Below are 13,008 nucleotides of genomic sequence, written 5' to 3'. Positions count from 1 at the left end.
TGCGGAGCCTGCGAGCGCCCCGAGGAGGGCGGCGCAATGAGCGATGACCGGGTCCGGGTGGCCGTGGTGTTCGGCGGTCGCAGCGGTGAACACCCGGTGTCGTGCATCTCCGGTGCGGGAGTGCTCGCGAACATCGACACCGAACTGTTCGACGTCACCGCCATCGGCATCACCCCGGCGGGCCGTTGGCTGCACGTCGACGCCGCCGCCCTGCCGGCGGCGTCCGGACGTCAACTGCCGGCGGTGACCAACGGGTCGGTGGTGGCCCTGCCGGTCGATCCGACCGGTTCGACGCTGGTGTCCCTCGACCCGGCGGCGTCGTCGTGGGCCGCGCTCGACGTGGACGTGGTGTTCCCCGTCCTGCACGGTCCCTACGGCGAGGACGGCACGATCCAGGGCCTGCTCGAGCTGGCCGGTGTGCCCTACGTCGGCGCCGGCGTGCTGTCGTCGGCCGCCGCCATGGACAAGGAGTTCACCAAGAAGCTGCTGGCCGCGGAGGGCCTGCCGGTCGGCGATTGGGTCGTGCTGCGACCCGGCGCCGCGACGCTGACGGTCGAGCAGCGGGAGCGGCTGGGGTTGCCGGTCTTCGTCAAGCCGGCCCGGGCCGGCTCCTCGTTGGGGGTCAGCCGGGTGGCGGACTGGGCCGATCTGGACCGGGCGATCGCCATCGCCCGGGAGGCGGACCCCAAGGTGCTGGTCGAGGCGGCCGTGGTCGGCCGCGAGATCGAGTGCGGTGTCCTGGAGTATCCGGACGGCCGGATTGTGGCCTCGCCGACCGCGGAGATCCACGTCGGCGGCGGGCACGAGTTCTATGACTTCGACGCCAAGTACCTGGACGACACCGCGGCCACCTTTGACATCCCGGCCGACCTGCCGGACGCGGTCACCGCGCGCATCCATGAACTGTCCCGGCAGGCGTTCACCGCGCTGGACGCGCAGGGCATGGCCCGGGTGGATTTCTTCGTCCGGCCCGATGGCGACCCGGCCGACCGGGTGGTCATCAACGAGGTCAACACCCTGCCCGGGTTCACCCCGATCTCGATGTATCCGGCGATGTGGGCCAAGGCCGGCCTGTCGTACCGGGAGCTGATCACGGTGCTGCTGCGCACCGCGGTGGCCCGGGGCACCGGCCTGCGCTGAGCCCTATTCGCCGTCGGCGGGCTGCGGCACGCCACCCAGGCAGATGTCCCGCTTCGGCAGTGTCGCTGCGATGAGCGTGGACGCGTCCTGCCAGGGGCCGGTGGAGGTGACCTCACCGGGCACGGTCAGCGCGACCCGCACCGACCGGTCGACGACGAAGTAGGTGGTGTCGCCCCCGGTCGACAGCGGCAGCCAGGCGACCCCGTCGACCTCCTGGACGGCGGCCGTGCAGGTCAGCTCGGCCGGGGTCGGGATGCCGCAGCGCAGCACGACCGGCGGCTCGCCCCAGGCGGCCGCTCCGGTGAGCGACGGGTCGTCGCCGTGCTCGATCTGACGGCGCGGCAGCCCGCCGAGTTCCGCGGGCAACGCGGCGACGAGCGCGGCGCAGGCGGGGGTCGTGGCGCCGGGGGCCTGGACCCCGGCGAGCAGCAGCGGGTCGTCCACCGACCGGTCCGGCCGGTTGCTGACGATCCGGGCACCGACGATGACGCCGACCACGGCGATAAGCGCGACGGCGACCGCCGCGTAAACCCGCCAACGCGGGAAGCCACGCGGATCGGCCGGCGCCGATGGGGATGGGGGCGGCGCGGTCAGAGGTGCACCACGGGGCAGGTGAGCGTGCGGGTGATGCCGGCGACCCCCTGCACCCGGGCGACGACCAGCTTGCCGAGTTCGTCGACCGACTGCGCCTCGGCCCGCACGATGACGTCGTACGGACCGGTGACGTCTTCGGCGCTGGTCACTCCGGGCAGCTCGGCGATCGCCTGGGCCACTGCAGCGGCCTGACCGACCTCTGTCTGGATGAGGATGAACGCCTGCACCACGATGTGCCCCTTCCATCAGTCCGTGACGGTTCCGGGTCGCCCGATTCCGCCGCCTGAGCGTAGTCGGCCGAGCTGGCGGGGCCGCAATCGGGACGGTCGGCCGACCTGGCGGGGCCGCAATCGGGACGGTCGGCCGGCGGCGGGGCCCCAGGCGGGCCCGGATCGGCAATGATGAGCGCGGCGGATCGGCGAACCGCGATCGATCCGCATGTCACGAGCGAGGTGCCCCATCAGCAGCGAACCGCCCACCCTGGCCAGCACCGGCGAGTTCTCGGTGATCGACGCGCTCGTCGCCCGAACCGGCCAGCCGGCAAGCACCCTGCTCGGGCCCGGCGACGACTGTGCGGTGGTCAGCGCACCCGACGGTCGGGTGGTGGCGACCGTGGACGTCCTGGTCGACGGGGTGCATTTCCGCACCGATTGGGCGACCGGCGAGCAGATCGGCCGGCGGGCCGCCCTGGCGTCCTTGGCCGACGTGGCGGCCATGGGTGCGTCCCCGACGGCCCTGCTGGTCGGGCTGTCCGCCCCGGGTGAGACGCCGATCGAGCTGGTGATGGACATCGGCCGGGGACTCGACGCCGAGGCGAGCAGGGCGGGAGCGGGGATCGTCGGCGGCGACATCACCCGCTCACCCGTGTTGACCATCTCGGTGACCGCGCTGGGCGACCTGGCGGGCCGGGAGCCGGTGCGCCGGTCCGGGGCCCGGGTCGGCGACGTGGTGGCGGTCAACGGGCGGCTCGGCTGGGCCGCGGCCGGGTTGGCGGTGCTGTCCCGCGGGTTCCGCTCGCCCGCCGCGCTGGTCGGGGCCTACCGGGTGCCCGAGCCACCGCTGGCGGCCGGGGTCGCGGGGGCGCAGGCCGGGGCCACCGCGATGATCGATGTCTCGGACGGGCTGGTCGCCGATCTGGGGCACATCGCCGACGAGTCCGGGGTCGGCATCGAGGTCGCGACCAGGTCGCTGCCGGTGCACGACCGCCTCACCGAGGTCGCCTCGGCCCTGGGCCGGGACCCGATGCAGTGGGTGCTGACCGGCGGCGACGACCATGCGCTCGCGGCCACCTTCCCGCCGGGCCGCGCGCCGTCCGGTGACTGGGTGGTGATCGGCGTGGTGCGCGAGGGCAGCGGGGTGCTGGTCGACGGCACGCTCTGGGATTCGGCCGGCGGCTGGGACCATTTCGCCTGATCGGCGATTTCACGCGGCCTGCGGAACTCCGGCCGGTGTCAGGCCGGCGGATTTTCCGCGGGCATCCGGCCGGCGCCGGGTCCCGGCGGCCGGTCGGGGAGCCGATACCCTCCCCGCATGCCGGCACCGCTGAGTTCCCTGGTCGACCCGGAGTGGGCGCAGGCCCTGGAGCCGGTGGCCGGCCAGGTGTCGGCGATGGGTGATTTCCTCCGGGCCGAGGTGGCGGCGGGGCGGTCGTACCTGCCGGCCGGCAATCAGGTCCTGCGAGCCTTCGAACGTCCGCTGAGCAACGTCCGGGTGCTGGTGGTCGGCCAGGACCCGTATCCGACCCCGGGCCATCCGATCGGCCTCTCGTTCGCCGTCGATCGGCACGTGCGGCCGATCCCCCGGTCGCTGGCCAACATCTACCGCGAACTGTTGGCCGACACCGGCATCACAGCGCCCCAGCACGGCGATCTGACCGCCTGGTCGGACCAGGGGGTGCTGCTGCTGAACCGGGTGCTGACCGTGCAGCCCGGCAAGTCAGCCTCGCACCGCGGCAAGGGCTGGGAGCCGGTCACCGAGCAGGCGATCCGTGCGCTCGTCGAACGCGGCGGCCCGCTGGTCGCCATCCTGTGGGGCCGGGACGCGCAGACCCTGCGGCCCATGCTGGGCGACACCCCCATCGTCGAATCGGCGCACCCGTCGCCGATGTCGGCGGACCGCGGATTCTTCGGGTCCCGGCCGTTCTCCCGGGTCAACCGTTCGCTGGTCGAGCAGGGCGGCGAACCGGTCGACTGGACGTTGTGACGCCTGGTGCGGCGCCGGCCGCGGGATCCCGCGGCCGCCGGCCGGGCCGGCTGACCGCGGCGCTGTTCGCCGGTGGCATCGCCACGTTTGCCGAGCTCTATGCGGTGCAGGCGGTCCTGCCCGGGCTGGCCGCCGAGTTCGAACTGACCGAGTCGCAGGCGACCCTGGCGGTCTCGGTGGCCACCGGCGCACTGGCGATCTCCGTGCTGCCCTGGGCCGCCCTGGGTGATCGGCTCGGCCGGGCGCGGGCCATGCGGGTGTCCGCCGTGGTCGCCGCCGTCTCCGGCCTGCTGGTGGCCCTCGCGCCGACGTTCGCGGTCCTGCTCGCGTTGCGGGCGGTGTCCGGGGCCGCACTGGGCGCGTTGCCGGCGCTGGCCGTGGCGCACCTGGTGTCGTCCGCACCACCGGCCCGGGTGGCCGGGATCGGCGGCCTGTACATCGCCGGCACGACGATCGGCGGGCTGTCGGGTCGGGTGCTCACCGGCGCCGTCGGCGGTCTGTTCGGTTGGCGGTGGGGTCTGGTGACGACGGCCCTGTTCGTCGCGATCGCGGCGGCGGTTTTCGCGGTGCTGCTCGACTCCGGGCCGAAGGTCGGGGCCGACCCCCACGCCGCGGGCCAGTGGTCCCGGGTGCGGCTGGCGATGGCCGACCGGGTGGTCTGGGTGTTCTACGCGCAGGCGTTCCTGCTGATGGGGGCGTTCGTCACGGTCTACAACCTGCTGTCGTTCCGGCTGCTCGGCGACCCCTACCGGATGCCGGCCTCGCTGGTCAGCCTGCTGTTCCTGACCTATCTGGTGGGCACCGTCGGATCGTCCGGGGTGGGCCGACTGGTCGCCGCGTTCGGTCGCCGTCGGGTGTTGGCCGGAGCCGGCGCGACGATGGCGGTCGGCGCGGCGATCACCGTGCCGACGCCGCTGTGGTCGGTGCTGGCCGGCCTCATCCTGCTGACCTTCGCGTTCTTCGTCGCTCATGCGATCGCCGCGACCTGGGCGGGCGAGCGGGTGCCGGCCGCCCGGTCCCAGGCATCCGCGGTGTACTCGTTGGCCTACTACGCCGGGTCGAGCCTGGTCGGCCTGGTGGGGGCCGCGTTGTATGCCCGATTCGGCTGGACCGGTTCGACGGTGCTGGTGGTCGCCATCAGCGGGGCGGCCGCGGTCGTGGCGTTCCTCGGCGCGCCGCGCTCGGATCGGTGGGCGGAGCGGCAAAGTTCTACCTCGTGAGCGCCAGTGCGTCCCCACCCGACATTCCCGAGGGAATGCTCAAACCGTCGATCTGGATGTGCCTGCGGCTGTCGGTGTCGATCGTCGCGCTGCTGTGGGTCTACTACTCGATCCCGGTCAAGGGCGCCGATGGTGACTCCGACCTGCCCTGGCTGATCCTGGAGCTGGTCATCTTCGGCGCCATCGTCGGCGTGCAGGTGCCGCTGATCACCCGGGCCCGCTACCCCCTGCTGCGGGGCATGGAGTCGCTGGCGCTGACCATCCTGCTGTTCATCCTCATCTTCGCCCGGGTCTACCTGAGCAACTCGGCCGCCGATCCGGCGGTGTTCACCCAGCCCCTGGACAAGGACACGGCCGTGTATTTCACCGTCACGGTGTTCGCGACGGTGGGCTTCGGCGACATCGTTGCCGCGTCCAACCCGATGAAGCTGCTGGTGACCCTCCAGATGCTGCTCAACCTGGTGGTGTTCGGCCTGGTCATCCGGGTCATCTCGTCGGCGGCGCAACGCGGCGCGGCCCGCAAGAAGGCCGATTCGGGCTGAGCCGGTCAGCGCCCGGTCAGCGCCCGGTCACACCGGCAGGGCCGTGAGGGGCTTCGGTCCGGGAACCGGCAACAGGAAGGTCACCACGAACGCCACCGCGACCGCGATGACGACCTGCGGGGTCACCGAGATGCCGTCGGCGCCCAGCAGCAAGGTGGCCAACAGCGTGGATGTCATCGGCAGCCGCAGCATGGCCGCGCACATCGCGCCGATGCCCATCGCGATGGCCGGGGCCAACGCCATGCCCGGCAGTCCGGACGCGGCGATACCGATCGCGGCACCGATGAACATCGACGGGAACACCGGGCCACCGCGGAATGCGCTCAGCGACAGGCTGTAGGCGAAACCCTTGCAGATCACCAGCAGGATCAGCGCGCCGACGGAGTACTCGGTGGCGTGGCTGACGAGTTGCGGCAGCGCGTCCTGGCCGGAGAACAGCACCTGGGTGAAGCTGTTGCCGGTGACCAGCTGGTAGGTCATGGCACTCGCCCCGACGACCAGGCCCAGGCCGGCGGTGACCAGGACCCGGTTCATGTGCACCAGCGGCCGCAGGGACAGCCCGCCCCACCGGATCAGCCAGCCGAGACCGGCGCCCACGACCCCCATGACGATCGCCCAGCCGAGCGACCCGACGGTCGGGTCGACGTCGGGCGGCACGGTGCCCAGGGACAGCGAGAAGGTGCCCAGGCCGGTGACGTTGCCCAGGCCCAGAAAGATCAGGGCGCCGATCCCGGAGGCGAGCAGGCCGGGCAGGGCGACCAGACTCAGGGTGGCGCCGCCGATCCCGGCCACCTCCATGATCAGGAAGGCGCCGAGCACCGGCGAGCCCAGCAGCGTGCTGACCGCCGCGAAGCTGCCGGCCGAGGCCATGATGGTGGCCGCCATCGGCGGGGCGTCCTTGCGGACCAGATGCACGGTCAGCGCGGCCAGGCCGCCGCCGATGGCGATCAACGGGGCTTCCGGGCCGAGGACCGCGCCCAGGCTCAACGTGGTCAGCGCGGCCAGGAAGACCCCGACCAACTCCTTGCCGCTGGGCGGGCCGCCGCCGGCCTGGAAGCCGAAGGCCGGGGAGTGGCCGCAGTTGCCGGGCAGGTAGCGGACCGTCAACCCGGTGAGCAGGCCACAGAGCAGCAACCAGGGCAGGGGCCACCAGGCCGGGGCCGTCCCACCCATCGTGTCGTGGGGCAGCGTGGTGAAGATGTAGGTCTGGATCTTGCTGACCAGGGTCAGGAAGCCGTAGGCGACCGCGGAGATGGGGATGCCCAGGATCGCCGCGAGGATCAGCGCGGACAGGTACGCGGGGGAGCGGATGACCTTGCGGGGGTCCATCGCCGCGGGATCGGCCGCCGGTCCGGGTTTCGGCGCCGGTGCCGCTCCGGCGGGCGGTGATGCGGCCGGCGGGGTGGTCGAGTCGGCCATCGGGCACCTCTCGTGACGGAAGGGTTGTCCGAGCGGTCAACATATCCCGCCGCCTCACCCCCGGCCGAGCGCCGGTCGGCCACGTCCCCCGAGTTCACCCGAGGCGGATAGCTTCGCTACAGCAGGGTGGCGTCCCAGGTGCTGATGGCGTGCGGGGATCGATTGGGTCGCACCGTCCGGTCGATGCCGTCGAACGCGCCGACGGCGGCGAGCAACGACGGCAGCAGCATGAGCGCGCCGATCCCCGAATGCCCGGTCATCGACCAGTCGGTGAGCGGGTCGCGGCCCAGCAGTCCGAGCAACCGGGGGTGGCCCCGCTCCGGAGCCAGCGAGGACACGATGAAGTAGGTGTCCGCGCCCGGGGCGAGCCGATGGGCGAGCACAGCGGCGACCGTGCTCGGCAGGTCGTGGACGATCACCGGAGTGCGCCGGGTCGCCGCCTGCGCGACGAAGCCGGTCAGTGCGGCCAGGTCCGGTCCGCCGCCGACCCGGAGCATGTCCAACGAGTTGCCGCCGGCCCGGCGGACCCGGAACAGGCCGTCCCGGACGGCGGCGGCCTTGCGGATCCAGGCGTTGTCGTCGATGCCGGACCCTCGGGAAGTGGCGTCCACCGGCTCCATCCCGGTCAGCGCGGCGGTCAAGGCGGCCACCGGGGTGCTCACCCCGACCCCGCAGGTCGCCCCGATCAACAGATCCGAGCCGGCGTCGACGGCCGCGTCGGCACGGTCCCTCCCGGCCTGCACTGCCGCGGCCAGCCCGGCGGCGTTCATGGCGTCGACCAGGTCGATCCGGCCGGCCGGCCGGGCGCCGGCGATCCGGTCGGGCACCTCGGGGACGGGCTCGCGCAGGCCGACGTCGACGACCGAGACACAGGTTCCGCTCGCCGCGGCCAGCCCGGCGGCGACGCCGACCCCGGTCGCCAGGTCGGCCGCGCGACGACGGGTTTCGCCCGGCGGCGTGGCCGAGACGGACAGCTCGGCGATGTCGTGATCGGCCGCGAACACCGTCAGCCGCGGGCGCGGTCGCAGCGGCGCCTCGACGGACCCGCGGGCACCGGCCAGCAGGTCGATCACCGACGCCCAGACACCGAAGGCACCGACCGGCAACAGCTCGCGGACGTCCGCGGCGGTGAGTACGGCCTCATGGTCCAGGGCCGGCACCGGCGGCAGGTCGGCGTCCATCGGGCCCAGTATGCCGACCCGGGTCCGGCCGCCGACCGGGCGGGCTCGGCGAGATTGCCGATCGACGGTGCACCAGATCGTAAAGCGATGTGAAAAACCGCAGCTCACAGGGAACTGTCAGAGTTCCCGGTTACGGTCGGGCCACCGGATCGACGGTGATCCGGATCGACGGAAGGAGGACCCGATGGTCTACCTGTGGCGTTACGCCGATGAGGCGGGGGTCGTCGCCGATGGCCCGGACATCGCCTTCGCCTCCCAGGAGGAGGCCGAGGGTTGGCTCGGCGAGACCTGGCCGGAGCTCCTGGACCACGGCATCGCCGAGGTCTCCCTGTTCAACGATCACCAGGCGGTCTACGGGCCGATGGCGCTGGCCGAGTCGGCCTGACCGCGACGTCGCGGGGGCCGGCCCCGGGCCGGGCTCCGGCCGGTCAAAACCGGTGCCGGGCCCGGCAGCGGCCCACCTAGGATTGCCGGGTGAACTCCACCGTCGATCAGGGACCTGACCCCGCACCCGGTTCGGTGCCGAACCTGGCCAAGCAGTACGACCCGGCGGCGGTCGAGGTACCCCTGTACGAGCGGTGGACCAGGGCGGGCTACTTCAAGGCCGACGAGCAGCGGGTGCTCAGCGGTGAACGCCGGCCTTTCTCCATCGTGCTGCCGCCGCCGAATGTCACGGGCAGCCTGCACATCGGGCACGCCCTGGACCACACCCTGATGGACGTCCTCACTCGCTGGCACCGGATGTCCGGCGACGAGGCGCTGTGGCTGCCCGGCATGGACCACGCCGGGATCGCCACCCAGACCGTCGTCGAGCGGCAACTCGCGCTCGACGGCAAGACCCGGCACGACTACGGGCGCGACCTGTTCGTGCAGAAGGTCTGGGACTGGAAGCACGAGTCCGGCGGCGCGATCCTGGGCCAGATGAAGCGCCTGGGCGATTCCGTGGACTGGGATCGCGAGCGGTTCACCCTGGACGAAGGCCTGTCCGACGCCGTCCAGACCATTTTCAAGCGGATGTTCGACGACGGCCTGATCTACCGGGCCGAGCGGATCATCAACTGGTGCCCGGGGTGCCTCACCGCGTTGTCCGACATCGAGGTCGAGCACTCCGACGACGACGGCGAACTGGTCTCGATCCGCTACGGCTCGCCCGACGGCGGCGACGGCGTGGTGGTGGCCACCACTCGGGTGGAGACCATGCTGGGCGACACGGCCATCGCCGTGCACCCCGACGACGAGCGGTACCGGCACCTGATCGGCCGCACGGTGCTGCTGCCGATCGTCGATCGGGAGATCCCGGTCGTCGCCGACGACCACGTGGAGCCGCAGTTCGGCACCGGCGCGGTGAAGGTCACCCCGGCGCACGACCCGAACGACTTCGAGATCGGCCGCCGGCATGACCTGCCGGCGCTCACCATCATGAACGAGGCGGCCGAGATCACCGGCACCGGAACGCGGTTCGACGGCATGGACCGGTTCACCGCGCGGATCGCGGTGAAGGAGGAGCTGCGCGCGCAGGGCCGGATCGTCGCCGAGAAGGTCCCGTACGTGCACGCCGTCGGGCACTGCTCCCGCTCCGACGACGTCATCGAACCGCGGTTGTCCACCCAGTGGTTCGTCCGGGTGGAGTCCCTCGCGAAGGCGGCCGGTGACGCGGTCCGCGACGGCCGGACGACGATCCACCCGCCGGAACTGGCCGCGCGCTACTTCGACTGGGTCGACAACATGCACGACTGGTGCATCTCCCGGCAGCTCTGGTGGGGGCACCGCATCCCGGTCTGGTACGGCCCTGACGGGCAGATGCGGGCGGTCGGCCCCGGCGAGGAACCGCCGGGCGAGGGCTGGACCCAGGATCCGGACGTGCTCGACACCTGGTTCTCCTCCGGCCTGTGGCCGTTCTCGACCATGGGCTGGCCGCGGGAGTCGGACACGCTCAAGGCGTTCTACCCGACGTCGGTGCTGGTCACCGGCTACGACATCCTGTTCTTCTGGGTCGTCCGGATGATGATGTTCGGGCTCTACGGGACCAGCACCGACGACGGCGAGCCCCAGGTGCCGTTCGCCACGGTGGCCCTGCACGGCCTGGTCCGCGACCAGTACGGCAAGAAGATGTCCAAGTCCCGCGGCAACACGGTCGACCCGCTGAAGTGGATCGACACCTACGGGGCCGACGCGCTGCGCTTCACCCTGGCCCGCGGATCGAACCCGGGGGCCGACCAGGCGATCGCCGAGGAGTGGGTCGCCGGCGCCGGCAAGTTCTGCTCGAAGCTGTTCAACGCCACCCGGTTCGCGCTGCTCAACGGCGCCGTGGTGCCCGACGTGCCGCTGATCGAGTCGCTGCTGACCCCGGCCGACCGGTGGATCCTGGACCGGTTTGACGAGATGACCGTCGCCACCACGGATCTGCTGGCCGACTTCCAGTTCGCCAAGGCGGCCGAGGGGCTCTACCACTTCGCCTGGGACGAGGTCTTCGACTGGTACCTCGAGCTGGCCAAGGTCCAGATCTACGGCAACGAAGACGGTGCCGGCGCGGCCGACCGGCTGGTGACCACCCGGCAGGTGCTCGGCACCGTCCTGGACGGACTGCTCCGGTTGCTGCACCCGTTCGTGCCGTTCGTCACCGACACCCTGTGGACGACGTTGACCGGCGAGGAATCGCTGGTGATCGCCGACTGGCCGGCGCCGTCCGGTCGCCCCGTTGACCCGGCGGCGGCCGCCTGGGTGGCCGACATCCAGGTGCTCTCCACCGAGATCCGCCGGGTCCGGGCCGATCAGAAGGTGCCGCCGAGCCGGCCGCTGCCGGCCCGCATCACCGTGCCGACCGCCGGGCTGGACGCGGCGGCCCGCGCGCTGACCCGGCTCACCGAACCCGCAGACGGGTTCCACGCCACCGTGACGTTGCCCGTCCGGCTATCGTCCGGCACCGCCACGGTCGAGCTGGACACCAGCGGTGTCCTCGACGTCGCCGCCGAGATCGCCAGGGCCACCAAAGATCTCGCCGCCGCGTCGAAGGAGGTCGGGGACTGCGGGCGCAAGCTCGGCAACGCCGACTTCCTGGCCAAGGCACCCGACGCGGTGGTCGGCAAGATCCGCGGCCGGCTGGACAAGGCCGAGCAGGACGTCGCCCGGCTCACCGACCGGCTGCGGCAGTTGCGCGAGGGCGGACGATGAGCGGGGACCCGGGCCGCGATGGAGCGAACGACGACCCGCTCGGCTGGGACGCCGACGCGGTCGAACCGGCCGACCTCGGACTCGATCTCTCGGCGGACGACGCCGCCGACATCGCCGAGGCGACGGCCGACCTCGACGACCAGGCGCCGGACGGGACCACCGCGCTGGTGCCGGACTCGCCGCCGCTGACCCTGGCGTACGTCGAGTCGTTGCTCGACACCCGCCGCAACGAGGTGCAGATCTCGCCGACGCTGGACCGGATCACCGCGCTGCTGGACGTACTGGGCAACCCGCAGCGCAGCTACCCCGTCATCCTGATCGCCGGCACCAACGGTAAGTCGTCCACCGCCCGGATGGTCGACGCGCTGCTGACCCGGTTCGGCCTGCGCACGGGCCGGTTCACCTCGCCGCACCTGCAGTCGGTGACCGAGCGGATCGCCCTGGACGGCGAACCGATCAGCGCGGACCGTTACGTGCAGACCTATGAGGACGTGGCCCCTTTCATCGACATCGTCGATCAGGGATCGGCCCGGGCCGGCGGCGTGCCGTTGTCCAAGTTCGAGATCCTCACCGCGATGGCCTACGCCGTCTTCGCGGACGCCCCGGTCGACGTCGCCGTGGTCGAGGTCGGGTTGGGTGGCACCTGGGACTCGACCAACGTCGTCGACCCCGCCATCGCGGTCATCACCCCGGTCGGCATCGATCACACCGAGTTCCTCGGCTCGACGCTGCGGGAGATCGCGACGAACAAGGCGGGCATCGTCAAGGCCGATTCGGTGGCGATCGTCGGGCCGCAGGAGCCGGACGCGATGACCGCGATCCTGCGCCGGACGGTCGAGGTCGACGCGGCGGTCGCCCGGTTCGGCAGCGAGTTCTCCGTGCTCGACCGGTCGTTCGCGGTCGGCGGGCAGCGGCTGACGCTGCAGGGGCTGGGCGGGGTCTACGAGGACGTCTTCCTGCCGCTGGCCGGTGAGCACCAGGCGGTCAATGCGGCCCTGGCGCTGGCCGCGGTCGAGGCGTTCTTCGGCGCCGGCGCGGCCCGGCAGCTGGACCTCGCGCCGGTCCAGGACGGGTTCGCGGCGGCCTCGTCGCCGGGCCGGTTGGAGCGGGTCCGCGCCTCGCCGACGATCCTGGTGGACGCGGCGCACAACCCGCACGGCGCCGCCGCGTTGGCCGCCGCGTTGGCGGCCGAGTTCTCCTTCGTCCGGCTGGTCGGGGTGCTCGCGGTGATGGCCGACAAGGACGTCACCGGCATCCTGGACGCCCTGGCGAACACGTTCGACGAGGTGGTCGTCACCCGCAACTCCTCGCCGCGGTCGATGGACCCGGCGGAGCTGGCCGCGCTGGCCGAGGACGTCTTCGGCGACGGTCTGGTGCATGTCGCCGCGCGGATGGACGACGCGATCGAGCTCGCCGTGCAACTCGCCGAGACCGACGTCGCGGACGTCGCCGGGACCGGAGTGGTGATCACCGGCTCGGTGGTGTCCGCGGGTGACGGGCGCGCGCTGGCCGGTTTGGCGCCGGCATGAACGAGACCGG

The 13,008-nt window shown here is 72.2% G+C and carries 12 protein-coding genes; 8 read left to right on the top strand and 4 right to left on the bottom strand.

Translation table 11 applies throughout. The annotated features are described in order from the left end of the window. Positions 1-36 precede the first annotated feature (36 nt). Positions 37-1,140: a D-alanine--D-alanine ligase family protein gene (locus ACILSK_RS00150; RefSeq protein WP_395725087.1), complete on the top strand. Its 1,104-nt coding sequence runs from the start codon at positions 37-39 to the stop codon at positions 1,138-1,140. 3 nt (positions 1,141-1,143) lie between these two features. Here ACILSK_RS00150 and ACILSK_RS00145 read toward each other — a convergent pair whose 3' ends face one another. Together ACILSK_RS00145 and ACILSK_RS00140 are read right to left on the bottom strand one after the other, a co-directional pair. Beyond that, on the bottom strand, positions 1,144-1,734 hold the full coding sequence (locus ACILSK_RS00145; RefSeq protein ID WP_395725465.1) for a DUF3515 domain-containing protein: 591 nt from the start codon (positions 1,732-1,734) through the stop codon (positions 1,144-1,146). Beyond that, positions 1,731-1,964 carry an Lrp/AsnC ligand binding domain-containing protein gene (locus tag ACILSK_RS00140; protein WP_395725086.1) on the bottom strand — a complete coding sequence of 78 codons (234 nt, stop codon included), beginning with the start codon at positions 1,962-1,964 and terminating at the stop codon, positions 1,731-1,733. Before ACILSK_RS00140 ends, ACILSK_RS00145 begins: the two co-directional genes overlap by 4 nt. Before the next feature lie 229 nt (positions 1,965-2,193). On the opposite strand from ACILSK_RS00140, the gene ACILSK_RS00135 reads away from it, so the two are divergent. From ACILSK_RS00135 to ACILSK_RS00120, 4 genes are all read left to right on the top strand, one after another. Next, on the top strand, positions 2,194-3,147 hold the full coding sequence (locus ACILSK_RS00135) for a thiamine-phosphate kinase (RefSeq protein ID WP_395725464.1): 954 nt from the start codon (positions 2,194-2,196) through the stop codon (positions 3,145-3,147). Positions 3,148-3,264: 117 nt separating this feature from the next. Then, complete coding sequence (locus ACILSK_RS00130; protein ID WP_395725085.1) at positions 3,265-3,936, top strand: uracil-DNA glycosylase; 672 nt, start codon at positions 3,265-3,267, stop codon at positions 3,934-3,936. Beyond that, positions 3,933-5,156, top strand: coding sequence for an MFS transporter (locus ACILSK_RS00125; protein ID WP_395725084.1), 1,224 nt, complete (start codon positions 3,933-3,935; stop codon positions 5,154-5,156). The genes ACILSK_RS00130 and ACILSK_RS00125 overlap by 4 nt, the downstream gene beginning before the upstream one ends. Then, a complete protein-coding gene (locus tag ACILSK_RS00120) occupies positions 5,153-5,698 on the top strand; it encodes a potassium channel family protein (RefSeq protein ID WP_395725083.1) in 546 nt (181 codons plus the stop codon). Before ACILSK_RS00125 ends, ACILSK_RS00120 begins: the two co-directional genes overlap by 4 nt. Positions 5,699-5,725: 27 nt before the next feature. On the opposite strand, the gene ACILSK_RS00115 is transcribed toward ACILSK_RS00120, so the two are convergent. Continuing rightward, positions 5,726-7,117: a chloride channel protein gene (locus ACILSK_RS00115; protein ID WP_395725082.1), complete on the bottom strand. Its 1,392-nt coding sequence runs from the start codon at positions 7,115-7,117 to the stop codon at positions 5,726-5,728. Between the two features lie 116 nt (positions 7,118-7,233). Continuing rightward, complete coding sequence (locus tag ACILSK_RS00110) at positions 7,234-8,298, bottom strand: nicotinate-nucleotide--dimethylbenzimidazole phosphoribosyltransferase (protein WP_395725081.1); 1,065 nt, start codon at positions 8,296-8,298, stop codon at positions 7,234-7,236. 184 nt (positions 8,299-8,482) lie between these two features. Between ACILSK_RS00110 and ACILSK_RS00105 the strand changes: the two genes are divergently transcribed. From ACILSK_RS00105 to ACILSK_RS00095, 3 genes are all read left to right on the top strand, one after another. After that, entirely contained in the window at positions 8,483-8,683 is a 201-nt protein-coding gene (locus ACILSK_RS00105) for a hypothetical protein (protein ID WP_395725080.1), read from the top strand. A gap of 89 nt (positions 8,684-8,772) precedes the next feature. Beyond that, positions 8,773-11,469: a valine--tRNA ligase gene (locus ACILSK_RS00100; RefSeq protein ID WP_395725079.1), complete on the top strand. Its 2,697-nt coding sequence runs from the start codon at positions 8,773-8,775 to the stop codon at positions 11,467-11,469. Continuing rightward, on the top strand, positions 11,466-12,998 hold the full coding sequence (locus ACILSK_RS00095; RefSeq protein WP_395725078.1) for a bifunctional folylpolyglutamate synthase/dihydrofolate synthase: 1,533 nt from the start codon (positions 11,466-11,468) through the stop codon (positions 12,996-12,998). The genes ACILSK_RS00100 and ACILSK_RS00095 overlap by 4 nt, the downstream gene beginning before the upstream one ends. Positions 12,999-13,008: the final 10 nt, after the last annotated feature.

It is taken from the genome of Nakamurella sp., assembly GCF_044224575.1.
In the GTDB taxonomy this organism is placed as follows: Bacteria; Actinomycetota; Actinomycetes; order Mycobacteriales; family Nakamurellaceae; genus Nakamurella.
The sequence above is the reverse complement of the archived record's forward strand: the minus strand, read 5'-3'. Positions and strand labels throughout refer to the sequence as shown.